This is a genomic window from Pseudomonas sp. 3296 (genome assembly GCF_031456615.1).
Lineage (GTDB): Bacteria > Pseudomonadota > Gammaproteobacteria > Pseudomonadales > Pseudomonadaceae > Aquipseudomonas > Aquipseudomonas mucoides.
The window spans coordinates 290,761-312,355 of record NZ_JAVDUY010000009.1 but is presented as its reverse complement, the minus strand read 5'-3'; the positions used below and the strand labels follow the sequence as shown (position 1 = coordinate 312,355).

21 protein-coding genes and 2 pseudogenes are annotated in these 21,595 nt (G+C 60.3%); 16 read left to right on the top strand and 7 right to left on the bottom strand.

What is annotated here, in order from left to right; genetic code table 11:
* Nucleotides 1-22: 22 nt before the first annotated feature.
* The 5 genes from J2X66_RS25220 to mnmH all read left to right on the top strand — a co-directional run bounded on the left by J2X66_RS25220 (nucleotide 23) and on the right by mnmH (nucleotide 4,425).
* A complete protein-coding gene (locus J2X66_RS25220; RefSeq protein WP_310270036.1) occupies nucleotides 23-802 on the top strand; it encodes a helix-turn-helix transcriptional regulator in 780 nt (259 codons plus the stop codon).
* 117 nt (nucleotides 803-919) lie between these two features.
* Complete coding sequence (locus J2X66_RS25215; protein WP_081744004.1) at nucleotides 920-1,093, top strand: DUF1427 family protein; 174 nt, start codon at nucleotides 920-922, stop codon at nucleotides 1,091-1,093.
* Between the two features lie 28 nt (nucleotides 1,094-1,121).
* Nucleotides 1,122-2,078 (top strand): zinc-binding alcohol dehydrogenase family protein, encoded by a 957-nt coding sequence (locus J2X66_RS25210; RefSeq protein ID WP_310270032.1) that lies wholly within the window; start codon nucleotides 1,122-1,124, stop codon nucleotides 2,076-2,078.
* A gap of 209 nt (nucleotides 2,079-2,287) precedes the next feature.
* Entirely contained in the window at nucleotides 2,288-3,322 is a 1,035-nt protein-coding gene (gene selD / locus J2X66_RS25205; RefSeq protein ID WP_310270029.1) for a selenide, water dikinase SelD, read from the top strand.
* Nucleotides 3,322-4,425, top strand: coding sequence for a tRNA 2-selenouridine(34) synthase MnmH (gene mnmH, locus J2X66_RS25200; RefSeq protein ID WP_310270027.1), 1,104 nt, complete (start codon nucleotides 3,322-3,324; stop codon nucleotides 4,423-4,425). The genes selD and mnmH overlap by 1 nt, the downstream gene beginning before the upstream one ends.
* A gap of 64 nt (nucleotides 4,426-4,489) precedes the next feature.
* On the opposite strand, the gene J2X66_RS25195 is transcribed toward mnmH, so the two are convergent.
* Both J2X66_RS25195 and J2X66_RS25190 read right to left on the bottom strand, forming a co-directional pair.
* Nucleotides 4,490-5,545 carry a permease gene (locus J2X66_RS25195; protein WP_310270024.1) on the bottom strand — a complete coding sequence of 352 codons (1,056 nt, stop codon included), beginning with the start codon at nucleotides 5,543-5,545 and terminating at the stop codon, nucleotides 4,490-4,492.
* A gap of 91 nt (nucleotides 5,546-5,636) precedes the next feature.
* Nucleotides 5,637-6,308, bottom strand: a complete 672-nt coding sequence (locus J2X66_RS25190; protein ID WP_405046804.1) for a histidine phosphatase family protein — start codon at nucleotides 6,306-6,308, stop codon at nucleotides 5,637-5,639.
* Nucleotides 6,309-6,682: 374 nt separating this feature from the next.
* Between J2X66_RS25190 and J2X66_RS25185 the strand changes: the two genes are divergently transcribed.
* The 3 genes from J2X66_RS25185 to hemB all read left to right on the top strand — a co-directional run bounded on the left by J2X66_RS25185 (nucleotide 6,683) and on the right by hemB (nucleotide 9,393).
* Complete coding sequence (locus J2X66_RS25185; RefSeq protein ID WP_310270020.1) at nucleotides 6,683-7,381, top strand: glutathione binding-like protein; 699 nt, start codon at nucleotides 6,683-6,685, stop codon at nucleotides 7,379-7,381.
* Between the two features lie 24 nt (nucleotides 7,382-7,405).
* Nucleotides 7,406-8,248, top strand: coding sequence for a PhzF family phenazine biosynthesis protein (locus tag J2X66_RS25180; RefSeq protein WP_310270016.1), 843 nt, complete (start codon nucleotides 7,406-7,408; stop codon nucleotides 8,246-8,248).
* Nucleotides 8,249-8,418: 170 nt separating this feature from the next.
* Nucleotides 8,419-9,393, top strand: a complete 975-nt coding sequence (gene hemB, locus J2X66_RS25175; RefSeq protein ID WP_310270013.1) for a porphobilinogen synthase — start codon at nucleotides 8,419-8,421, stop codon at nucleotides 9,391-9,393.
* A gap of 57 nt (nucleotides 9,394-9,450) precedes the next feature.
* On the opposite strand, the gene J2X66_RS25170 is transcribed toward hemB, so the two are convergent.
* A complete protein-coding gene (locus J2X66_RS25170; RefSeq protein ID WP_310270009.1) occupies nucleotides 9,451-10,986 on the bottom strand; it encodes an FAD-dependent oxidoreductase in 1,536 nt (511 codons plus the stop codon).
* A gap of 184 nt (nucleotides 10,987-11,170) precedes the next feature.
* Between J2X66_RS25170 and J2X66_RS25165 the strand changes: the two genes are divergently transcribed.
* Entirely contained in the window at nucleotides 11,171-12,265 is a 1,095-nt protein-coding gene (locus tag J2X66_RS25165) for a DUF1615 domain-containing protein (RefSeq protein ID WP_310270005.1), read from the top strand.
* A gap of 82 nt (nucleotides 12,266-12,347) precedes the next feature.
* On the opposite strand, the pseudogene J2X66_RS25160 reads toward J2X66_RS25165, so the two are convergent.
* A pseudogene (locus J2X66_RS25160) lies at nucleotides 12,348-12,629 on the bottom strand (hypothetical protein); the annotation flags it as partial.
* A 260-nt stretch (nucleotides 12,630-12,889) separates the two neighbouring features.
* Between J2X66_RS25160 and J2X66_RS25155 the strand changes: the two are divergent.
* Nucleotides 12,890-13,513, top strand: a complete 624-nt coding sequence (locus J2X66_RS25155) for a glutathione S-transferase N-terminal domain-containing protein (RefSeq protein ID WP_310270002.1) — start codon at nucleotides 12,890-12,892, stop codon at nucleotides 13,511-13,513.
* Nucleotides 13,514-13,641: 128 nt separating this feature from the next.
* On the opposite strand, the gene J2X66_RS25150 is transcribed toward J2X66_RS25155, so the two are convergent.
* Entirely contained in the window at nucleotides 13,642-14,082 is a 441-nt protein-coding gene (locus J2X66_RS25150; protein WP_310270000.1) for a CBS domain-containing protein, read from the bottom strand.
* A gap of 222 nt (nucleotides 14,083-14,304) precedes the next feature.
* On the opposite strand from J2X66_RS25150, the gene J2X66_RS25145 reads away from it, so the two are divergent.
* Complete coding sequence (locus tag J2X66_RS25145; RefSeq protein WP_310269997.1) at nucleotides 14,305-16,665, top strand: DNA polymerase II; 2,361 nt, start codon at nucleotides 14,305-14,307, stop codon at nucleotides 16,663-16,665.
* On the opposite strand, the gene J2X66_RS25140 is transcribed toward J2X66_RS25145, so the two are convergent.
* Together J2X66_RS25140 and J2X66_RS25135 are read right to left on the bottom strand one after the other, a co-directional pair.
* Nucleotides 16,630-17,100, bottom strand: a complete 471-nt coding sequence (locus J2X66_RS25140; RefSeq protein WP_310269995.1) for a DUF1810 domain-containing protein — start codon at nucleotides 17,098-17,100, stop codon at nucleotides 16,630-16,632. The two genes, J2X66_RS25145 and J2X66_RS25140, sit on opposite strands and share 36 nt — an antisense overlap.
* Before the next feature lie 30 nt (nucleotides 17,101-17,130).
* Nucleotides 17,131-17,952, bottom strand: a complete 822-nt coding sequence (locus tag J2X66_RS25135; RefSeq protein ID WP_310269992.1) for an aldo/keto reductase — start codon at nucleotides 17,950-17,952, stop codon at nucleotides 17,131-17,133.
* A gap of 233 nt (nucleotides 17,953-18,185) precedes the next feature.
* On the opposite strand from J2X66_RS25135, the gene J2X66_RS25130 reads away from it, so the two are divergent.
* The 5 genes and pseudogenes from J2X66_RS25130 (at nucleotide 18,186) to J2X66_RS25110 (ending at nucleotide 21,529) form a co-directional block, all read left to right on the top strand.
* Nucleotides 18,186-18,935, top strand: coding sequence for a hypothetical protein (locus J2X66_RS25130; protein WP_310269990.1), 750 nt, complete (start codon nucleotides 18,186-18,188; stop codon nucleotides 18,933-18,935).
* A gap of 138 nt (nucleotides 18,936-19,073) precedes the next feature.
* Entirely contained in the window at nucleotides 19,074-19,859 is a 786-nt protein-coding gene (locus tag J2X66_RS25125) for a sulfite exporter TauE/SafE family protein (protein ID WP_310269986.1), read from the top strand.
* A gap of 166 nt (nucleotides 19,860-20,025) precedes the next feature.
* Nucleotides 20,026-20,598, top strand: a complete 573-nt coding sequence (locus tag J2X66_RS25120; protein WP_310269983.1) for a DUF4174 domain-containing protein — start codon at nucleotides 20,026-20,028, stop codon at nucleotides 20,596-20,598.
* Between the two features lie 142 nt (nucleotides 20,599-20,740).
* Nucleotides 20,741-20,964: pseudogene (locus J2X66_RS25115) on the top strand (hypothetical protein).
* A gap of 196 nt (nucleotides 20,965-21,160) precedes the next feature.
* Nucleotides 21,161-21,529 (top strand): DUF6124 family protein, encoded by a 369-nt coding sequence (locus J2X66_RS25110; RefSeq protein WP_310269981.1) that lies wholly within the window; start codon nucleotides 21,161-21,163, stop codon nucleotides 21,527-21,529.
* Nucleotides 21,530-21,595 lie beyond the last annotated feature (66 nt).

The following is a 21,595-nucleotide window of genomic DNA, read 5'->3' as shown; positions in this document are numbered from 1 at the left end:
AAACCTCAATGATTGCTGCCCCATGGCCCTTGCCGCGCCCCCTGACCTGAGTGACACCGATGTGCCTGTGCAACCGCTGGCACGCACCTATCCGCGCGGCCTGTATATCGAGCCGCACGAGCATGTCTGGGGCCAATTGCTGTATGCGATGAGCGGGGTAATGTGGGTTGAAACGCCCCATGAGGCGCTGGTGGTGCCGCCGCAGCGGGCGGTATGGCTACCGCCGGGCATGCTTCACGGGATTCGTGTGGTTTCGGACTTGCAGATGCGCAACATCTACCTGCGGCCGTCCCTGGCCGCCACGCTGGACAACACGGTCCAGGTCATCGAAGTCGGCGGCTTGCTGCGTGAATTGATCGTCGGCTTGGTCGAACAGGGCAACGATGGTGCGTCTGAGTATTACGAAGCTCTGGTCGGCCTGGCGCTGTTGGAGCTTAGACGAGCCAGGCGCTCTCTGTTGAAAATCCCGTTGCCGGAGGGTTCCGACCGGCGCCTGATGAACCTCTGTCAGGCGGTCATGGCCGCGCCTTCGCTGGACATCCCGTTCGAACAACACGCTGAAAACGCCGGTGCCAGCGTGCGTACCCTGGCGCGGTTGTTCAAGGACGGTCTGGGCATGGGCTTCGCCGAGTGGCGACGGCAGGTGCAACTGGCGACGGCGGTGGCGGAGCTGATTCAGGGCGTGCCGGTCAGCTCAATCGCCCGCGAACTGGGTTATTCGCCGAGCAGCTTCAGCGACATGTTCCGCCGGGAACTGGGTGTCGCACCTTCACAATTTTCCAGCCATACCCAAACCTTGTAGCCGCTGGCGAAGCACTGGGATATGGGGGCGTTGGCCGAAATTCAGAAGCACTTGGCCGGTGCCCGCTGTCACCTCGCACTAGACTTTGGGCCTGTCTTCATTGCCCCGGAGTCCGCCATGAGCTACCTCATCTCGCTGGTCATCGGTCTGGGCGTCGGTTTGCTCTACGGCGCGCTGGACTTTCGTTCCCCCGCACCACCGGCCATCGCGCTGGTCGGGCTGCTCGGCATGCTGGCCGGTGAAAAGTTGTGGCCCATGGGCCGACAATTGGTCGCTGGCTGGATCTCCTGAACCGTTCATTTACTCCATGGAAACACTCATGAAAGCATTGCAGTTCGACAAAACCGGCGACCTTTCGGCCTTGCGCTACGTTGATGTGCCGACGCCCGTTCCCGGTGCCGATGAAGTGTTGGTGCAGATCAGGGCCGCCGGCCTCAACCCCAGCGACGTGAAGAATGTGCTGGGACGTTTTCCCTACACCACGTTGCCACGGATTCCCGGTCGGGATTTTGCCGGTGTCGTGGTGGAAGGTCCGCAGGCGTTGATTGGCCAGGAAGTCTGGGGCACCGGGCGTGAACTGGGGTTCTTTGCCGACGGCTCCCATGCGCAATTCGTCAAGCTGCCGTCCAACGGCGTGGCGCTCAAACCGACCCGCCTGAGTTTTGCCCAGGCCGCCAGCCTCGGCGTGCCCTACACCACCGCGTGGGATGCGTTGGAGCGCAGCCTGGTGACGGCGCAAACGCGCTTGTTGGTGATCGGTGGCGGGGCGGTGGGCAGCGCAGCGTTGGCGCTGGCCAAGGTACGCGGCGCCCAGGTGCTGGCGGCGGCGCGGCGACCGGAGCAGGTCAAGGAATTGCAGGCTCAGGGTTATCAGGCGCTGCAACTGGATAAGCCTGAGGACTTGGGTGCTCAGGTGAACGCCGTGTATCGCGGCGGTGCCGACGTTATTTTCGACACCACCGGGTTCTGGCTGCCGGCCTCGGTCGCGGCCCTGGCAACCTTCGGTCGCATCGCCATCATCGCCGCGCCGGTGGACGGCATGGTGCAACTGCCGGCCCTGGCGCTGTATCGCAAGGGCGGTTCGGTGGTGGGGATCAACTCGTTGCTGTATGGGGTTCAGGCGTGCGCGGCAATGCTTGATCAATTCGGCAGGTACTTTGATCAGGATTTGTTGCCGTTGCCCGAGGGCTTGTTTGAATCACCGCTGGCGGAAGGGCTGGAGCGGTATGCGGAAGTGAATCAGGGCAGCGGTGACAAGGTGATTCTGTTGCCATAACCGGCACTGATGCTGGTTGTGCCGGCCTCTTCGCGAGCAGGCTTACTCCTGCAACGGATCTGTGTCGAACACTGGATTTGTGTTCACTGAAGATCAAATGCAGGAGTGAACCTGTTCGCGATGGCTGTCTATCAGTACCTGCGATGCTCGTGCCTTGCTCCGGCCATGCTCTGCTAGAATCGGCCGCATTGATCCCACAAGGTGCACCCATGAGCGAGCCGATTCGTCTGACCCAATACAGCCACGGCGCAGGATGCGGTTGCAAAATCTCGCCCCAGGTTCTGGAAGTGATTCTGGCCGGTAGCGGGGCGCAGAACCTCGACCCCAAACTCTGGGTCGGCAATGCTTCACGCGATGACGCGGCGGTGTACGCCATTGATGAAGAACGCGGGGTCGTCTCGACCACGGATTTCTTCATGCCCATTGTCGACGATCCGTTCGACTTCGGCCGCATCGCCGCCACCAATGCCATCAGCGACATCTACGCCATGGGCGGCGATCCGCTGATGGCGATTGCGATTCTCGGCTGGCCGGTGAACGTGCTGGCTCCGGAGATTGCCCGTGAAGTGATTCGCGGCGGCCGCTCGGTCTGCGACGAGGCCGGGATTGCGCTGGCTGGTGGGCACTCCATCGATGCACCGGAGCCGATCTTTGGCCTGGCTGTGACCGGGCTGGTGGAAAAGCGCCACATGAAGCGCAATGACACGGCCACCGCTGGCTGCCTGCTCTATCTGACCAAGCCGCTGGGCATCGGCATCCTCACCACCGCCGAGAAGAAGGGCAAGTTGCGCACCGCCGACATCGGTCTGGCCCGCGACTGGATGTGCACCCTGAACAAACCCGGCAGCCGTTTCGGCAAGCTCGACGGCGTGACCGCGATGACTGACGTCACCGGGTTTGGTCTGCTGGGGCACCTGGTGGAAATGGCCGACGGCAGCCACCTGACCGCCCGCATCGAATACAACCGCGTGCCGCGTCTGCCGGGTGTCGAGTATTACCTCGAGCAAGGCTGCGTGCCGGGCGGGACGCTGCGCAATTTCGACAGTTACGCCAGCAAACTGGGACGACTCCAGGAACTGCACAAACGCGTGCTGTGCGATCCGCAGACCAGCGGTGGCCTGCTGATTGCGGTCACGCCTGAGGGCAATGAACGGTTCCTCGCGGTGGCGACCGAATTGGGCCTGAACCTGGAACCGATCGGTGAACTGGTTGAGCGACAGACACACGCGGTTGAGGTGTTTTGATGTCGATCGACTTCACCGATTACCGCGAGATCTTTCTTAACGACCGGCCGATGATGGATGCGCGCGCGCCGGTGGAGTTCATCAAGGGTTCATTTCCCGGCGTGGTCAACCTGCCGCTGATGAATGACAACGAGCGCCAACGCATTGGCACTTGCTACAAGCAACACGGGCAGCAGGCGGCCATCACGTTGGGGCATCAACTGGTGTCCGGCGAGATCAAGGCTGAGCGCGTCCAGGCCTGGGCCGATTTCGCCCGGGCGCACCCCGAGGGGTATCTGTATTGTTTCCGCGGCGGTTTGCGCTCGCAGATCGTCCAGCAGTGGCTCAAGGACGAGGCCGGCATTGACTATCCCCGGGTCGGTGGCGGCTACAAGGCGATGCGCACCTTCTTGCTCGACAGCCTCGATCAGGCCGTTACCCAATGCGATTTCGTCTTGCTGGGCGGCATGACCGGCACCGGCAAGACTGAGGTGCTGACGCAGTTGAGCAATGGGCTGGACCTTGAGGGCCACGCCAATCATCGCGGCTCCAGCTTCGGCAAGCGCGCGACCGGGCAGCCATCCAACATTGATTTCGAGAACCGTCTGGCGGTGGATGTTCTGAAAAAGCGCGCCCATGGAATCGAGCAGTTTGTGCTGGAAGACGAGAGCCGGGCGGTCGGCAGTTGCGCTTTGCCGTTGCCGCTGTATCAGGGCATGCAGCAGTTTCCGATGGTCTGGCTGGAAGACAGCCTTGAAGGGCGCGTCGAGCGGATTTTGCGCGACTACGTGGTAGACCTGTGTGCCGAATTCATTGGTGTGCATGGCGATGAGGGGGTTGCGCGGTTTTCCGAGCGCTTGCTGGAAAGCCTCAACAACGTGCAGAAACGCCTGGGTGGCGAACGCCATCGGCGGATGTTGGTGTTGATGGAAGAGGCCTTGGCGGAGCAGGGCCGAAGCGGCGCGGTGGACCTGCACCGGGGCTGGATCGAAGGATTGCTGCGCGAATATTACGACCCGATGTATGCGTTTCAGCGGGAGAAGAAAGGCGTGCGGATTGAGTTTGCGGGAGAGAAGGCGGCGGTTCTTGAGTACCTGCGGGAGCGGGTGAACCAGCAACATTAAGGTCGTTTTGGCCGGCCCTATCGCGAGTTTGCTCGCGATAGGGCCCTTGCAGGCGCCGAAGATCTTAGAGCAAAGCCGCCCCGATCAACCCGCTAACCACCCCGACCCCCATGGTCATCAGTGCCACACTCACCAGTACCCGCGCATCGAAATCCTTGCGTAGCATCAGCAGCGACGGCAGGCTGATGCTCGGCAGTGTCATCAGCAACGCCACGGCCGGAGCGGTGCCCATGCCCAGGGTCATCATGGTTTGTACGATCGGGATTTCCGCAGCGGTGGGAATCACAAACAACGTCCCGATGATCGCCAGCGGCACCAGCCAGAGCAGGCCGTTGGCCATGGCCCCGTCAATATGCGGAAACACCCAGACCCGCACTGCGCCCAGCACCATGACCGCCAGGATGTAGATCGGAATGGTGCTCCAGAACAATTGCCACAGGGTTTTACCCCAGCGCGTCAGGAACGGTTGCGTGTCCTTTTCACTGACTTCGGCGACCGCCTCGACAGCCGCTTCAGGCAGTGTTTCCGGACCGCTGATGCGCTGAGCGACCATCGACACCCCGAACACCAGCACAATCCCCGCGACCAGGCGCAACGCCGTGAACCCCCAACCCAGCACGAACCCCATGAACACCAGGGTTGCCGGGTTGAGTACCGGGTTGCCGATCCAGAAGGCCAGCGCCGCGCCGACCGAGACGTTTGAGCGACGCATGCTCGCGGCCACTGGCGCGGCGCAGCACGAGCACATCATCCCCGGCAGGGCGAACAGGCCGCCGCGCAAGGTCGACGCGAAGCTGGCGCGTCCGAACAGGCGCAGCAGCCAGTCCCGTGGAATCAACACTTGCAGCAGGGAGCCGAGAATCACCGCCAGTACGGCGGCTTTCCAGATCGCCAGGAAATACACCTTGGCGTAAGCCAGGGCAGCGGCCAGCGGCGCGGTTTGTTCGTCGTTGAGGATGGAGGCGCCGATGCTGTGGTTGTCAGCGGCGATGAAGGCTTTCAGGTAGTAGGGCGACCACTTGACGTAATAGAGGCCAATGCAGGCGACCAGAACGAACAGGGCGGGTTTCCACCAGAACGACCAACCCCGGGCGGGGACAGCTGCGGAAGAAAGTGACATGAAGTGAGTCCAGACAAAGGGGAGTTGGATACATGATAGCCCGCCACTTGTCGGCCGTGGTCTTCACTGCGTGTGGGAAGTTGCCGACCGCTTAGGTCGGACACGTCTGCGAGCCGTTATCCAGCCCTTGTTTGTAACTGTGGCTGACGAGGCTGGCCTTGCCGTTGTGCCAGGTCAGGGTCAGTACGTACACCGAATCGTAGTCACTGGACTCCCAGTCCTCGGTGATGTTCTGTTTCTTGCCGACCGCCTCTCCAGCGACTTTGTTGATCAACTCGGGCAGGTAGCCGTGGGACCAGGCGGTGTAGATGATGGAGTTGTGGTACTTGTCATGGAGCAGTTCGTCCGCCAGGTCGCTGGTGTCGTTGGCCGAGAACTCGATGTTGACCGGCAAGCCGAGCTTGATCGCGCTGGGGCTGATGGTCATCAGGGGACGGATGTAGCTGTAGGAATTGTCCAGTTCGCCTTCCTCGACATTGCGCGTCGGGTTGGCGGCAAACACGTAGTTGGCCTTGCCGAATTTTTCCGGCAACAAGGTGGCCAGGTTGATGGCGCGGTTGAGGCCCTGGCAATTGAGCTGGCCCAGACCGCCAGTGGGTTTTTCTGCGTGACGCAGGAACACCAGGGTCTGGGTGCCGTCCGCCGGCTGGGCGCGGCTTTCGCTGGACTCCAGCGACAAAAACAATGCGCTCGCCGCCAGCAGCGTCGGCAGGAAAATATACGCACGGTGTTTGAATCGTTTAGCGAATCTGGACAGGTTCATCATGTGAATAAGGGATCTTCAGCGCATTCAGTTAAGGCTGACAAACCTTTACACCGCCAGCTCCCAGCTTCGGGTGTTTTCCATGTCGTTGGGCCGGTCCGTGTTCGAAAGGGCATTGCTCAGAGTCCGCTGAGCCTGTTTGGTTCGATACCGGCGGGGTGCGCGGCACTTTATCGATAACCTTGAACGGGGTGCAGTCAAGGTTATCGACAAGATGTTGCGAAATTATGGACACCCTACACTTAGAGGCGCTGGCGAAGGCTGACATCTTTTGATCGTCATCATCAGCGGTTTCGATAACGCGAAAAGATCGCAACCTGCGGGCGCCAATCCTGGATTATGCTCAACGCTTTATTTGGCGATGGAGGCTACCGATGACCGATCTGTCTGCGTTCCCGATTACCCGAAAATGGCCGGCTCAATACCCCGACTGGATCCAGCTGTACTCCTTGCCGACCCCCAACGGCGTCAAGGTCTCGATCATGCTCGAAGAAATTGGACTGCCCTACGAGCCGCATCGGGTGGGCTTCGACACTCAGGATCAGATGTCCCCCGAGTTCTTGACGTTGAGCCCCAACAACAAGATCCCGGCGATCCTCGACCCCCATGGTCCCGAGGACAAACCCCTGCCATTGTTCGAGTCCGGGGCGATTCTGATTTACCTCGCCGACAAGAGCGGGCAACTGCTGGCGCAGGAATCGGCCGCGCGTTACGAGACGATTCAATGGCTGATGTTCCAGATGGGCGGCATCGGGCCGATGTTCGGCCAGGTGGGTTTCTTCAACAAGTTTGCCGGCAAGGACTACGAGGACAAACGCCCCCGCGACCGTTACGTCGAGGAAAGTAAACGGTTGTTAAAAGTTTTGGATGGACACCTTCAAGGGCGCGACTGGATCATGGGCGAGCGTTACACCATCGCCGACATCGCGACGTTTCCGTGGGTGCGCAATCTGATCGGCTTCTACGAGGCCGGCGATCTGGTGGGCATCAAAGACTTCAAGAACATCACGCGCGTGCTGGAGCGCTTTCTGGCGCGGCCGGCAGTGATGCGCGGCCTGGAAATTCCTAAATAGAATGTTTCACGAACAAGGAAGAGCATGCGTTCATTCGATTTCAAGCAAGTAGATGTCTTCAGCCGCGTCGCCCTCAAGGGCAACCCGTTGGCGGTGGTGTTCGGGGCCGACGCGCTCAGTGATGAACGCATGGCGGCATTCGCGACCTGGACCAACCTCAGTGAAACCACATTCGTTCTCGAGCCGCGCGATCCGCGGGCCGACTATCGCGTGCGGATCTTTACCACCCTGAATGAGTTACCCTTCGCCGGTCATCCGACCCTGGGCACTTGTCATGCCTGGCTTGAGGCGGGGGGCGTGCCCAAGGGCGAGGAGATCATTCAGGAGTGCGGCGTCGGGCTGGTGCGGGTCCGTCGACAAGGCGCGGAGCTGGCCTTCCTTGCGCCCCCCCTGATCAACGCCGGGCCGGTGGACGCCGAACTGGTGGAGCGCGTGCGACGCGGGCTCGGTCTGGAGGTCGGGGCGATTGTCCGGGCGCAGTGGGTGGATAACGGCGCCGGCTGGCTCGCGGTAATGCTCGCGGACCGCCAGCAAGTGCTGGACTTGCAACCGGATCACTCGCAGATGCTGGGCCTGGCGGTCGGCGTGATTGCACCGTGGAATCCCGAGCGTGATGGGGCTCAAGCGCAATTCGAAGTACGGGCCTTCATCTCCGGCGACGGCATGCCCGAAGATCCGGCCACCGGCAGTTTGAATGCCGGGATTGCGCAGTGGTTGCTTGCCGAGGGGCTGGCGCCAGCCTCCTATGTGGTCAGCCAGGGCCTGACGATGGGACGGGCGGGGCGGATTCAGGTGGATCAGGTCGGTGATGAAATCTGGATTGGTGGAGCGGTGGTGACCTGTATTTCTGGCACCCTGACGCTTTAACTTGCCCTGTAGCAACTGACGAGCCTGCTACTAGGGATGTGTTTCAGGTGGGGATTATTGCCGAGCCGGTAAGGGTTTGTTCCGCACCTGAGGTTTGTGCCCTGCGCCTTGCAGGGCATAAGCTTCACCCCCTACGACGTTAGTCTCATCCTCTGTTTTCAGGAATGCCCATGTCCAGCCAGTTCCCCGAAGCACGTCCACGCCGTCTGCGCCGCAATGCGAGCCTGCGCAGCCTGTTCCAGGAAACCGAGTTCAGCCTGAACGATCTGGTGCTGCCGATTTTCGTCGAGGAAGAAATCGACGACTTCGTGCCGATCAAAAGCATGCCCGGTGTGATGCGCATTCCGGAGTCGAAACTGGCCGGCGAGATCGAGCGCTACGCCCGCGCTGGCATCAAGTCGGTCATGACCTTCGGCGTGTCGCATCATCTGGACAGCAGCGGCAGCGACACCTGGAACGACAACGGGCTGGTTTCGCGCATGTCGCGGATCGCCAAGGATGCCGTGCCGGAAATGATCGTGATGTCCGACACCTGCTTCTGCGAATACACCGACCACGGCCATTGTGGCGTGATGCACAACCACGAAGTCGATAACGACCAGACCCTGATCAACCTTGGCAAGCAAGCCGTCGCCGCTGCTCGGGCCGGTGCCGATGTGATTGCCCCGTCGGCGGCCATGGACGGGCAGGTCCAGGCGATTCGCCGGGCGCTGGACGCCGCCGGTTTCAGCCAGACGGCGATCATGGCCTATTCGACCAAGTTCGCCTCGGCGCTCTACGGCCCGTTCCGTGAAGCCGGCGGCAGCGCGCTCAAGGGTGACCGCAAAAGCTATCAGATGAACCCGATGAACCGCCGCGAAGCAGTGCGCGAATCGCTGATGGACGAACAGGAAGGCGCGGATGCACTGATGGTCAAGCCGGCCGGCGCCTACCTCGACATCATCCGCGACATCCGCGAGGTATCGCGTTTGCCGCTGTCGGCGTATCAGGTCAGCGGCGAGTACGCGATGATCAAATTCGCCGCGCAAGCGGGGGTGATTGATGAGGACCGTGTGGTGCGCGAAAGCCTGGGAGCGATCAAGCGGGCGGGCGCGGATCTGATCTTCACCTACTTCGCGATGGACCTGGCGCTGGCCGGGATCTAAACCCAACACATAACCCTGCGGGAGCGAGCAAGCTCCCACAGTTGATTGGTGGAAACTTCAGGGCGTGCCGAAGTACGGCCGGATTCCATGATGGTTGAAGTACCGCTCAATCACCTTCGGATCGGAACACGTCTCGGCAATCGCCACATACGTATCCGGGCGCAGCAGATAAAACCCGTTACGCCCCAGCCCTGCTGCTTCAAACGCCGGTCGCCAGTCAAACACATGCAAGGGCAGATGATGCTCGATGCACCAGGCGATCATTTCGTCGCTGGTGTCGCCATACACGTGCACCTGCCAGGTCGGATTTCTCAACGAATCAAAGTTGTCGCCCTCGCCGTCATGCGCCCAGGGCAGACGATCGCCGCCGTGAACGTGCCCGGCAACGCCGGTGCTTAACGGCATGCCACGATAGTTGAGCGTGATCTGCGAGACCGTGCGAAACAGGAACTCGCGGGACGTTTCAAACGAGGCCATCTTCGGGATCAACAACGGTGCCAGTCGTGTCCTTAGCACGTCGGCCACGCGTCCCTCGGCGGTGACGAAACTGAACACCCGGTCGGTGGTCGCGACAAGTTTGCGCGCAAAGGCGATGCGCTCGGTTTCGTAGGTGTCGAGCAGTTTGGCCTCGGCACCGCCACTCAACACCGCCGCGAATTTCCACGCCAGGTTGATCGCATCGCCAATTCCGGTGTTCATGCCCTGACCACCGGCCGGGCTGTGAACGTGGGCCGCGTCGCCCAACAAAAAGGCGCGGCCGGTGCGAAAGTGATCGGCCACCCGGTGATGCACGCGATAAGTCGAGAACCAGTTCACCTGCTCGATCTGCACCTTCATGTGTTCGATGGCCCGGCTGCTGACGTCCTCGAAACGCAGGGTTTCAGCCCGGTCGGCGCGCTCGTCGCGCACGGTGCCGATCAACCGGGCACGCCCGCTGCCGGCGAGCGGAAACACGGCGAGGAAGTCCGCTTCATCAAGGTCCACATGCAATTCGCCATTGAAGGTCGGCCCGCTGGCTTGTACGTCGGCGACATAGAAAATCTGCTGGTAAGTCCCGCCTGGAAAACCGGTGTCCAGTGTCTTGCGCACAATTGACCTGGCGCCATCGCAACCCGCCAGATAACAGGCCTGGCAGGTTTCCTGTAGACCGTCGTGCAAGCGCAGTCGGGCAGTGATGCCATCGCCGGTTTCTTCGAAACTTTCCAGTTCGGTGTTGCGTTCAACGAGAATGCCGAACGCTTCAAGTCGTGCGATCAGCAGTCGTTCGTGCTCGTCCTGCGGGTAGATTTCGAGGAAGGCGTAGGGCGTCAGCCCCTCACCGACGCGGCTCAGGGGCAAACGCGCCACAGGTTCGCCCTTGACCCAGAAATTGGCTGCCGCCACGCGATGGCCGTTTTGCACCACGGCTTCGCTGAGGTCGAGCTGGCGATACAGCTCCAGCGTGCGCGCCTGGACTGCCAGCGCACGCGACGTGGTGCCGGGCGCCGACGTCTTGTCGATAATCCGCACACGGATCCCCAGTTTGCTCAACCACAGCGCCAGGACCAGTCCGGTCGGGCCGGCGCCGACGATCAGTACGTCGCTACGGTGCATGAGCCTGTCTCCTCGGTGACTGGCTCAAGTATGGTTCAGGCGCAGCCGGCCGGAAGGCTGACCGCCCAACGGAAAAAGGCCCCGCTGACATGACGATGGAACAGGGCGCGGCCGCAAGAGTCATAGCCTGCGCCATGCCATTGGTCGTATGGTTAACCCGGCTCAACGGATTTGATGGAGCACCATGCAAGCCAATCGATTGATCATGGGGGGCGCGGCGCTTTTGCTGCTGGCCGGTTGCGGCACTCAGCGCCCGCAGGAACTGCCCGCGCGCCCGCCCGCCGAGGTCAAGGCCGAAATCGTGCGTTTGCTGCCGGCCAAAACCACGGATCGCCAAGGATGGGCCACGGACATCTACGCCGCCTTCGCCGCCCAGAATATTTATCCGTCCACGCAAAACCTGTGTTCGGTGCTCGCCGTGACCGAGCAGGAATCCACCTTCCAGGTCGACCCGCCTGTGCCGGGCCTGGGCAAGATCGCCCGGGACGAAATCGACCGTCGCGCCGCTAAAGTCCACATCCCCAGCCTGTTGATCAGCGGCGCGCTGCAGGTGACATCACCCAACGGAAAAAGCTACAGCGACCGCCTCAACGCGGCGCGCAGTGAAAAGGAACTCAGCGCTATTTTCGATGATTTCATTGGCATGGTGCCCTTGGGCAAGACCCTGTTCGGTGGCTTCAATCCGGTACACACCGCCGGGCCGATGCAGGTCAGTATCGAGTTCGCCGAACAGCAGGCGAAAAACTATCCATACCCGGTGGAAGGCTCGATTCGCCATGAGGTATTCACTCGGCGCGGCGGCATGTACTTCGGCATCGCCCATTTGCTCGGTTATCCAGTGAGCTACACACAGCCGCTGTATCGCTTCGCTGATTTCAATGCCGGTTGGTACGCCAGCCGCAATGCGGCGTTTCAGAACGCGCTGAGCCGGGTGTCAGGCATCCCGTTGGCGCTGGATGGTGACTTGGTCCGGTATGACTCGATCATGCCCGGTACCACGGAAGTGGCGGTGCGCAGCCTTGGCAAGCCGTTGGGGATGCGCAATACGACCATTCGCAATCAGTTGGAAGAGGGCAAAAACCTGAAATTCGAAGAGACGGAACTCTACCAGCGAGTATTCGCGTTAGCCGATCAGGCCGAGGGCAGGGCATTGCCTCGTGCCGTGTTGCCGGGGATCGAACTGCAAAGCCCGAAGATCACCCGCAAGCTCACCACGGCATGGTTTGCCAAGCGCGTCGATGAGCGTTATCAGCGTTGCATGAAGCGGGCTGGCCAGTAACCCTGATAGAACGAGAGGCGTAAAAAAACCGGCGGGTCAGGCCGGTTTTTTCGTTGAGTACCGCAGTAAACCCCTGCATTTATGCAGCGCGGCTTTCGATCAGACGGTCGGAACCACCTTCGGCAACGCGGTTCTGCATCAGGCGATCGGAACCATCAGCGGCTACGCGGTTTTCCATCAAGTGATCCGAACCATCAGCGGCCACACGGTTCTCGATCAAACGATCCGAACCCCCTTCAGCTACACGGCTTTCAATCAGGCGATCCGAGCCGCCTTCAGCGACTACAGGTTGAGCAGAGGTTGCGGCAAAAGCGTTAACTGCAAAGACCGAGAAAGCGATAGCGATGAGGGTTTGGCGTTTCATGATGGTGTGCTCCGGGGTGTTTATGGGTTGGTATGGAGCAGATGTTACGCCGAGGATTTTTTATGAGAACTTCATTGATGTGATGGTGAACATCGACGGTATTGATAGCCCCTGTGAGTCGCCGCACGCGGACGTGATGGTTCAGTCGTCGGATGATGCGGGTGGGGCGGATCGACGCTTCTACACTGATTAGCTGGATCACCACGACCGGCAGGTGACGCCTCTAATGACCCCATTCCCGTTTCGCCAGGAGGCCGCACATGTATCAACTCTATGGACACCAGAATTCCGGCGCGGCGGCGATAGAAGCGGCGCTGGAGCTGTGTGAAATTCCTTATCGTTTCATCGACGTCGAGTTGTCCCCGGAGGCAGCCCAGGCACTGGAGAAGCTCAACCGGCTCAAGCAGATCCCGACGCTGCAACTGCCCGATGGCAGCATCCTGACCGAAAGTGCGGCGATCCTGATTCATCTCGGGCTGACCTTTCCCAAGTCGAACCTGTTGCCGACACTGGCCGCCGACCGCGATCAGGCGATCCGCGGCCTCACGTACATCGTCAGCAATTGCTACGCAGCCATCGGCATCATCGATTACCCCGAACGCTGGCTGGCCGAGACGGATGAGGCGTCCAGGCAAAACCTCATGGCCGGCGCCCGCGCGCGATTGCACTGGAGCTGGGAGCTGTTTGCCGATCAGTTTTCCGGCGAGCTGTATCTGGGGGATGAAACGCCGGGCGCACTGGATGTGCTGGCGGCGGTGGTGTCGCGGTGGGCTGGCAGCCGGGAGCATTTACGCATTGCCCGCCCCGGTTTTTCCGCGTGGCTGGAACGCATCGACCGGCACCCGACACTGGCACCGGTCTTCGCCCGGCATTGGCCAGTGTGAACACCGAATAACAACTGTAGGAGTGAGCCTGCTCGCGATTGCGGTGTATCCGTCAGCATATTCATTAACTGACATACCGCCATCGCGAGCAGGCTCACTTCTACATTTTGATCCAGGGTGTCTTCGGATTACTCGCCGCGAATGTACTGCTCCAGCTGGCGAATCAGCTCCGCCTGTTCGGCAATCGCTTCCTTGACCAGGTCTCCGATCGACAGCAAGCCAATCAACTTGCCGTTCTCCACCACCGGCAGGTGGCGCAGGCGTCGGTCGGACATGATGCCCAGGCAGGTGTCGACGGTTTGATGGGTGTCCACGGTGATCACCGGGGACACCATGATGTCGCGCACCGGCGTGCCCACCGAAGAACGGCCATGCAGCACCAGTTTGCGTGCGTAATCACGTTCACTGATGATGCCCAGCACCACGTCATTTTCCACCACCAGCAAGGCGCCGACGTTTTTCTCGGCCATCTTCATCAGCGCTTCCAGCACCATGTGATCAGGTTTGATCTGGTGCACTTCCTGATTCTTCTGATCTTTGAGCTTGAGCAGTTGGGCGACGGTTTTCATGGTGGCTTCTCGGGTGTTGTCGTTGTTCTTGAAGAATCGTAGACCCAAGCGCCGAGGGCAAGGGCGAAAGCGGCAGATAACACTCAAAAAACGCCATTCAGCGGTATTTTTTCGGTAAGCCGCGGGTAAACCGTATGAGAAAGTCGAAAGTGCCGCGCATGACGCGCTGCCCCTTGATGACGCGTAGAATTGCCGCCTGAATCAAAACGTGAGGTTGCAGTGGTGGATTTACAGCAGGGCTTCGTCCTGACCCGGCATTGGCGCGACACCCCGGCCGGCACGGAAGTCGAGTTCTGGCTGGCGACCGACAGCGGTCCCCGGCGCATCCGCCTGCCTCATCAACCGTCGGTGGCGTTCATTCCTGCCGCCCAGCGTGAACAGGCGCAAGAGGTGCTGCGCGGCGAGAAAAACGTCGAGCTCAAACCCTTGGCCCTGCTGGATTTCGAGCATCGCCCGGTGCTCGGCCTGTATTGCCAGCAGCACGGTCAGCTGATGCGCCTGGAAACCGCGCTGCGCAAGGCTGGCGTCGAGATGTTCGAGGGCGACGTTCGCCCGCCCGAGCGCTACATGATGGAACGGTTCATCACCGCGCCAGTGATCTTTGGTGGGTCGCCCGATGCGCAAGGCCTGCTGCTCGACGCGCAGATGAAACCCGACCCGAAATACCGGCCCAACCTGCGGCTGGTCTCGCTGGACATCGAAACCACCGAACAGGGCGAGTTGTATTCCATTGCCCTGGAAGGCTGCGGCGAGCGCCAGGTGTACATGCTCGGGCCGCCCAATGGCGACGCCAGTGCGGTGGATTTCCAGCTTGAATACTGCGACTCGCGAACCGTGCTGCTGAAAAAGCTCAACGAATGGTTTGCCCGCCACGACCCGGACGCGATCATCGGCTGGAACGTCGTGCAGTTCGACCTGCGCGTCCTCCACGAACACGCCCGACGCCTGGGCGTACCGCTCAAGCTTGGGCGCGGCGGCGAAGAGATGCAGTGGCGCGAACACGGCAGCCGCAACCATTACTTCGCGGCAGCCGCGGGGCGCCTGATCATCGACGGCATCGAATCCCTGCGCTCGGCAACCTGGAACTTCCCCTCGTTCAGCCTGGAGAACGTCGCGCAAACCTTGCTCGGTGAAGGCAAGGCGATCAGCACGCCGTACCAGCGCATGGACGAAATCAACCGCATGTTCGCCGAGGACAAACCGGCCCTCGCCACTTACAACCTCAAAGACTGTGAACTGGTCACACGGATTTTCGCCAAGACCGAACTGCTGACCTTCTTGCTGGAGCGGGCCAGCGTCACCGGTTTGCCGGCGGACCGCAGCGGTGGTTCGGTGGCGGCGTTCACTCACCTCTACATGCCGCTGATGCACCGCCAGGGCTTTGTGGCGCCGAACCTGGGCGGCAAGTCACCGCAGGCCAGCCCCGGCGGTTTTGTCATGGATTCGCAACCGGGTCTGTACGAATCAGTGCTAGTGCTCGACTACAAAAGCCTCTATCCGTCGATCATCCGCACTTTCCTGATCGACCCGGTGGGGCTGATCGAAGGTTTGCAGCATCCCGACGACAGTGACTCCGTACCGGGTTTTCGCGGGGCACGTTTTTCCAGAACCCGGCATTGCCTGCCGGCCATCGTCGCCCGGGTCGCCGAAGGCCGCGAAACCGCCAAGCGCGAACACAACGCGCCGCTGTCCCAGGCGCTGAAGATCATCATGAATGCCTTCTACGGCGTACTTGGCTCCAGCGGCTGCCGCTTCTTCGACACGCGCCTGGCGTCGTCGATTACCTTGCGTGGCCACGAAATCATGCTGCGCACCCGGCAGTTGATCGAAGCCCAAGGCCACACGGTGATCTACGGCGACACCGACTCCACCTTCGTCTGGCTGCGCCGCGCCCACGGTCAGGAGGAGGCCGCGCAGATCGGCCACGCGCTGGTGGACCACGTCAACCAGTGGTGGCGCGAACATGTGCACGCGGAATACGGGCTGGAAAGTGCCCTGGAATTACAGTTTGAAACCCACTACAAACGCTTTCTGATGCCAACCATCCGTGGTGCGGAGGAGGGCAGCAAGAAGCGCTACGCCGGCCTGGTTACCCGCGCCGATGGCACGGAGGAAATGGTCTACAAAGGCCTGGAAACCGTGCGCACCGACTGGTCGCCACTGGCCCGGCAATTCCAGCAGGAGCTGTACTCGCGGATCTTCCACCGCAAGCCGTATCAGGACTACGTGCGCGATTACGTGCAAAAGACCCTGGCCGGCGAGTTCGATGACCGCCTGATCTACCGCAAGCGCCTGCGTCGTACCCTCGACGACTATGAGCGCAACGTGCCGCCCCACGTGCGTGCCGCGCGCATCGCCGATGACTTCAACGACCGCCAGGGCCGTCCGCGTCAGTACCAGAACGGCGGCTGGATCAGCTACGTGATCACCGTCGCCGGCCCCGAGCCGCTGGAGATCCGCAACGCCCCGATCGACTACGACCATTACGTTACCCGGCAACTGCAACCGGTGGCAGATGCGATCCTGCCGTTTGTGGACGACGATTTCTCAACCTTGATTGGTGGGCAAATGGGCCTGTTTTAAGTCCAGCAATGAAAGCGTCCAGTCATCCCGGATGCCGTGGAAATACTGTTCCAGGGCCCGGTCAAAGAGGCTGTTGCCCGGGGCGACCTGGGCAAACAGCGTCATTGAGGAGTGGAACTTGAGGTCATCGGGATGACCGAAAATCTCGGCGATCGAGCGCTGTTTGATGTTCAGGACCAATTGCGTGCATGTACGCAATCGTGGACCCAGCAATGGATGCTGCAGATACGCCGCGGCTTCCTCTTCGGAGCGAATGGCAAAGTATCGGGACATTTCGCTGTCCCCCAACCCGGCAAGCTGCGGAAAGATGAACCACATCCAGTGACGGCGTTTTTGACCGGCACTCAGTTCTTCCTGAACCCACTCAAAGACCGGGTCTTGAGCCTGGACGAAACGTGGCAAGTTAAAAGCATCGAGCTGATCGGTGCTTCGCATGCAGAAACCCTCTGCCAATACGGCGATGGCTCAGACCATGGCCAATCGCTGTTTGTGTTGTGGCGCGTGAAACGCGTGGTCCAGCACCTCCAGATCCCCGGGTTCGAGCCGCACTTGCGCGGCTTGCGCATTCAATTGCACGTGTTCAGGTTTGACCGCTTTGGGGATGGCGATCACGCCGGGTTGCCGCAGGATCCATGCCAGCGCCACTTGAGCCGGTGTCACCCCGTGACGGGCGGCAATTTTTACCAGCGTCGGATGCGTCAGCATTTCACCGCCCTGACCGATAGGGCAGTACGCCATTAATGGCAGCTGGTGCTGTTGGCTCCAGGGCAGCAAATCAAATTCGATGCCGCGCTCCTCCAGGTTGTAGAGCACCTGATTGGTGGCGCAGGTTGATGAGTGAAGTTCGTGCAGGTCGTCCATGTCGAAATTGGACACACCCCAACGGCCAATCTTGCCGTCTTCACGCAGGCGTTCGAAGGCTTCGACGGTTTCCTCCAAGGGGTACTGGCCGCGCCAGTGCAGCAGATACAAATCGATGTAATCGGTTTTCAGGCGCCGCAGGCTGCGCTCGCACGCCTGGGGAATGCCTTGGCAACTGGCGTTGTGCGGGTAGACCTTGCTGACCACGAAAACCTGGTCACGCAGACCGCTGATGGCTTGCGCGACCACCTCCTCGGCGCCGCCTTCAGCGTACATTTCAGCGGTATCTATCAGCGTCATGCCCAACTCGATGCCTTGGCGCAGGGCTGAGACTTCTCTAGCGCGCGCCGAAGGATCTTCACCCATGTGCCAGGTGCCCTGGCCAATGACCGGTACGTTGACGCCGGCCAGTTCAAGGAACCGCATGAAAACCTCCTGTGCGCGACTCAGTGGATATTCAGTTGGCAGCAAAATAACCCGGTGGTTCCATGGCGCGCCACAATCCAGGCAAAAGCGAACACGACGAAATATCACCTTTGTGAAGGGGAAAGGCTTCGCTCATAGACCACCGGCACTGCACTTTTTTGGCATTGGTGGCTCTATGCTTGGGCAGCCGGCGGCGATCCCCACCGCTGGCCCATGCCCAAGTTCAAGAACCCATGGCTCGAGTGTTACCCCGTATCACCCCACCGATCAGCCGCCGTTGCTTGTTTCTGGCTGGCTTGGTGATGTTCTTTGTCAGCGGTTGCAGCCAGCAACAGGGCAATGACATCGTCAGCCAGTTCCGCGAAGGTCGTCCCCAGGAATTTCTGCAGACCAGCGTCGACCGCATGGCCACGCTGACGATGCGCGACAACCTCGACAGCCTCTATTTGCTGATGAGCAAGCTTTACCTGCGCAATCCCGAGGAACTGAAAAAATCCGGCTTCCTCGATGCCCGAACCGCCGGGAAGCAAGTGCGCATGGCCATCGAGCAGCAACAGCCATTGCCCACCCTCGGCGGCAAAAAAGACCTGGCGGCGCTCAGGTTTGCCATGAGCCCGGAGTTTCTCGGTGACCGGGTCGGTGCATTCATTTATGCCATCGGCAGCATGTTGGTGACCGCTCACGGCAATCGCCTGGAGTTCTACATGACGGACGCGATCAACCCGACGTTCGTCAACAACGCCGCGCGCAACATCGAGATCGCCACGTGGATTCTCAGCCAGCGGCAAAACAAACAAGGCGAACCATTGCTGTTCTCCAACGAGATCTCGGAGGAGGGCAGCAACCTGAGTTTCGCCGTGGAGTTCGGCAAGATCGTTGCCCGGCTGGATTTGCTGACGCAGATGCTCGACGAGCGCTACCGACGTATCGGCTTGAATTATGCGCAAAGCCTGCTGTTCCTGAATTTCCTGCCGGTGCAATAAACTACGACACAGCTTCCCCCGGGAAACGGGGGTTGTGGTGGCTTGGATATAACGATAGTTCGCATCGATATAAGTGGTTATAAGAAAAATCGCTATGCTGCGGGCCAGATTTCTTCTGTGGTCTTTGTGGACGTCTCAATGGATTTAGTGAACATCGGGTTGGTCGTTGCCGGGTTGGTGGTTGGCTTTATTGTCGGCATGACTGGCGTCGGTGGTGGGTCGTTGATGACCCCGATTCTGCTGTGGTTCGGCATCAACCCCGCGACGGCGGTCGGTACCGATTTGCTCTACGCGGCGATCACCAAATCCAGTGGCGTTCTGGTCCACAGGAAAAACAACAACATCGACTGGGCGATTACCGGCTGGCTGACCCTTGGCAGCGTGCCGGCGGTGGCGCTGACGCTGTGGTTCCTGAGCAGCTTGCACACCGCGCCTGAAACCATGAACGCCGTCATCAAGCAGGCACTGGGGTTCGTCCTGTTTGCCACGGCATTGGCGATTCTGTTCAAGAAGCGCTTGCTCGATTTCGCTCACAAACGCGCCGGTGGCAACTACAACCCCAGTGGCAAACGCCTCAACGGCATGACGGTGATCACCGGCCTGGTGCTGGGCACCATGGTTGCGCTGACGTCCATCGGTGCGGGCGCCCTGGGCACCGTGGCCCTGTTTATCCTGTATCCGCTGCTACCGACCCGTCGCCTCGTCGGTACCGAAATCGCCCACGCCGTGCCGTTGACCCTGGTCGCCGGGCTTGGCCATGCGAGCATGGGCAACATGGACTGGCACGTGCTGGGATTCTTGTTGATCGGCTCGTTGCCGGGGATCTGGTTGGGCAGTCATTTGACCGGCAAGATCTCTGATGAAGTGCTGCGTCCTTGCCTGGCGACGATGCTGGTGCTGATCGGTTACAAACTGGCGTTCTGACTCCAATCACCCCGCTGCTTATCTGCGATGAGATTAGCCCCGTCTGTTGCGCAATGACCGCCCTGACCTAAGCTTGGTTCAAGGCGAAACTCAATTGCGGTGCGTCACCCGGAACGAACGCCGCGATGCGCAATCATTAGAGCGTGGTTATCAAAAGGAGATGCGCATGCTCATCAGGTTTTTGACCCTGACAACCTTGCTGGCTTTCGCCGGTCCCTTGTTCGCAACCGACAGCGATTCACCCTTGGATATCGACAAAGGCCGGTCCCGGCCCTTGATTGTCATTGCGTCCAGCACCGTCGATCCGGTCTGGGTCGGGCTGAAAAAGTCACTGGACGACCCGGCCAACAAGGAGGGTATCGCCCAACGCAATATCCGGGTGTATAGCGTGCTGAATATGTTCGGCCAGCTCGACGGCAAGGACCTCGGTCAGCAGGACACCATGGCGCTGATTCGCTCGCTGAAACTCGGGGCGGGGGCGTTGCCCAAAGTGATCCTGATCGGCAAGGACGGCGAGAAGAAGCTTGAGAGTTCGGGGGCTGAGTCAAAATCGGTCGATTTGAAGAAAGTGTTCGACACCATCGATGCCCTGCCAGCAGCCGAAAAAGAAGCCACCGCGCCGCCGGTAGTGACCCCACCTGCCGAGGCCGAGCCGGTCAAAGGCGCTAAAGGCGCCAAGGCCACCAAGAATGGCAAACCCGCCAAACCAACCAAGCCCCCTGAAATGCCTGATGACTGACACCCCACCGACCCTGTAGCAGCTGGCGCAGCCTGCGTCCGGCTGCGCAACAGTCGTCAACCCTGAGTACTCCGTTGAACTTCACATGACTATCGCCGACATGTCGATGATCCACGCGGCCTTGGCGTAAGACTTCTCGGCCATGCCATTGCTGCTGATTGATACGGATGCGCCGGTGGATGTGTTGCATGACACGGCCGCTTATCGCATCGTAACGTGACCCAACGGCTGGAATCCCTCCCCATAGGAGAGGGGATGGGCCGTGATGCCTTGCTGTTGCAGGGTTTTGCCCGGGTGTTGGCGATTCCGCTGCGTGACGGTTGTGATTTGATGGACGTGATCGTACGACGATTGCAGTCGCAGTAACGACAATGGGCGATCTAACGATCGCCCATTTTTTGCGGGTGAAGTATCCGCCTTCACGGGCTTCGGAAATTTCCTTCAAGTTGTGTCGCACTTGATGAACTGGTGTCTGTCAGCGCGCACCGCTAGCCTTCATGGGAGTCCGCGACATTGAGGGACCCAAGGATGAAAACACCCGTGGAAACAAGGAACCTCGCCTGTGAAAAAGTTCAGCAAGCCTCAACCGCAAACCCCCACCGATGCGGATAATTCCGCGCCTGCGAAGGTGTGCGATAGCGCAGAAGTGGCGATTATTCCCCGCCCCAGGCGTGTTCCCTCGACCCGGCATATGTTCGCCGTTGTCCCCGGAGTCGACACACTGACCCTGCTCAAGCAAGCCAGTGAAACCCTCTCGTCCCTGAATGCCCTGCTTGAGAATTTCTCCGCAAAACTGGAAAGGCCGAACCGTGGCGAAATATTTTCGATTCAGCAGTTGGCGATGCTCGCCGAGTTATTGGTGACTCAGGCGTGGGACAACCTTGTCGCTGATGGGAATGTGTCTGTCGGCCAGCCGGAGACCCGGCATTAAACGGGCGTAAAAACGAAAATGGGTGACCTCAAAGGGTCACCCATTTTTCGTTTTGCAGCTGCTGCA

Bases quoted from the DNA above. Each gene is read 5' to 3' on its own strand.
- J2X66_RS25220 (WP_310270036.1), top strand. From the start codon at position 23: ATGGCCCTTGCCGCGCCCCCTGACCTGAGTGACACCGATGTGCCTGTG.
- J2X66_RS25215 (WP_081744004.1), top strand. From the start codon at position 920: ATGAGCTACCTCATCTCGCTGGTCATCGGTCTGGGCGTCGGTTTGCTC.
- J2X66_RS25210 (WP_310270032.1), top strand. From the start codon at position 1,122: ATGAAAGCATTGCAGTTCGACAAAACCGGCGACCTTTCGGCCTTGCGC.
- selD (WP_310270029.1), top strand. From the start codon at position 2,288: ATGAGCGAGCCGATTCGTCTGACCCAATACAGCCACGGCGCAGGATGC.
- mnmH (WP_310270027.1), top strand. From the start codon at position 3,322: ATGTCGATCGACTTCACCGATTACCGCGAGATCTTTCTTAACGACCGG.
- J2X66_RS25195 (WP_310270024.1), bottom strand. From the start codon at position 5,545: ATGTCACTTTCTTCCGCAGCTGTCCCCGCCCGGGGTTGGTCGTTCTGG.
- J2X66_RS25190 (WP_405046804.1), bottom strand. From the start codon at position 6,308: ATGAACCTGTCCAGATTCGCTAAACGATTCAAACACCGTGCGTATATT.
- J2X66_RS25185 (WP_310270020.1), top strand. From the start codon at position 6,683: ATGACCGATCTGTCTGCGTTCCCGATTACCCGAAAATGGCCGGCTCAA.
- J2X66_RS25180 (WP_310270016.1), top strand. From the start codon at position 7,406: ATGCGTTCATTCGATTTCAAGCAAGTAGATGTCTTCAGCCGCGTCGCC.
- hemB (WP_310270013.1), top strand. From the start codon at position 8,419: ATGTCCAGCCAGTTCCCCGAAGCACGTCCACGCCGTCTGCGCCGCAAT.
- J2X66_RS25170 (WP_310270009.1), bottom strand. From the start codon at position 10,986: ATGCACCGTAGCGACGTACTGATCGTCGGCGCCGGCCCGACCGGACTG.
- J2X66_RS25165 (WP_310270005.1), top strand. From the start codon at position 11,171: ATGCAAGCCAATCGATTGATCATGGGGGGCGCGGCGCTTTTGCTGCTG.
- J2X66_RS25155 (WP_310270002.1), top strand. From the start codon at position 12,890: ATGTATCAACTCTATGGACACCAGAATTCCGGCGCGGCGGCGATAGAA.
- J2X66_RS25150 (WP_310270000.1), bottom strand. From the start codon at position 14,082: ATGAAAACCGTCGCCCAACTGCTCAAGCTCAAAGATCAGAAGAATCAG.
- J2X66_RS25140 (WP_310269995.1), bottom strand. From the start codon at position 17,100: ATGCGAAGCACCGATCAGCTCGATGCTTTTAACTTGCCACGTTTCGTC.
- J2X66_RS25135 (WP_310269992.1), bottom strand. From the start codon at position 17,952: ATGCGGTTCCTTGAACTGGCCGGCGTCAACGTACCGGTCATTGGCCAG.
- J2X66_RS25130 (WP_310269990.1), top strand. From the start codon at position 18,186: ATGGCTCGAGTGTTACCCCGTATCACCCCACCGATCAGCCGCCGTTGC.
- J2X66_RS25125 (WP_310269986.1), top strand. From the start codon at position 19,074: ATGGATTTAGTGAACATCGGGTTGGTCGTTGCCGGGTTGGTGGTTGGC.
- J2X66_RS25120 (WP_310269983.1), top strand. From the start codon at position 20,026: ATGCTCATCAGGTTTTTGACCCTGACAACCTTGCTGGCTTTCGCCGGT.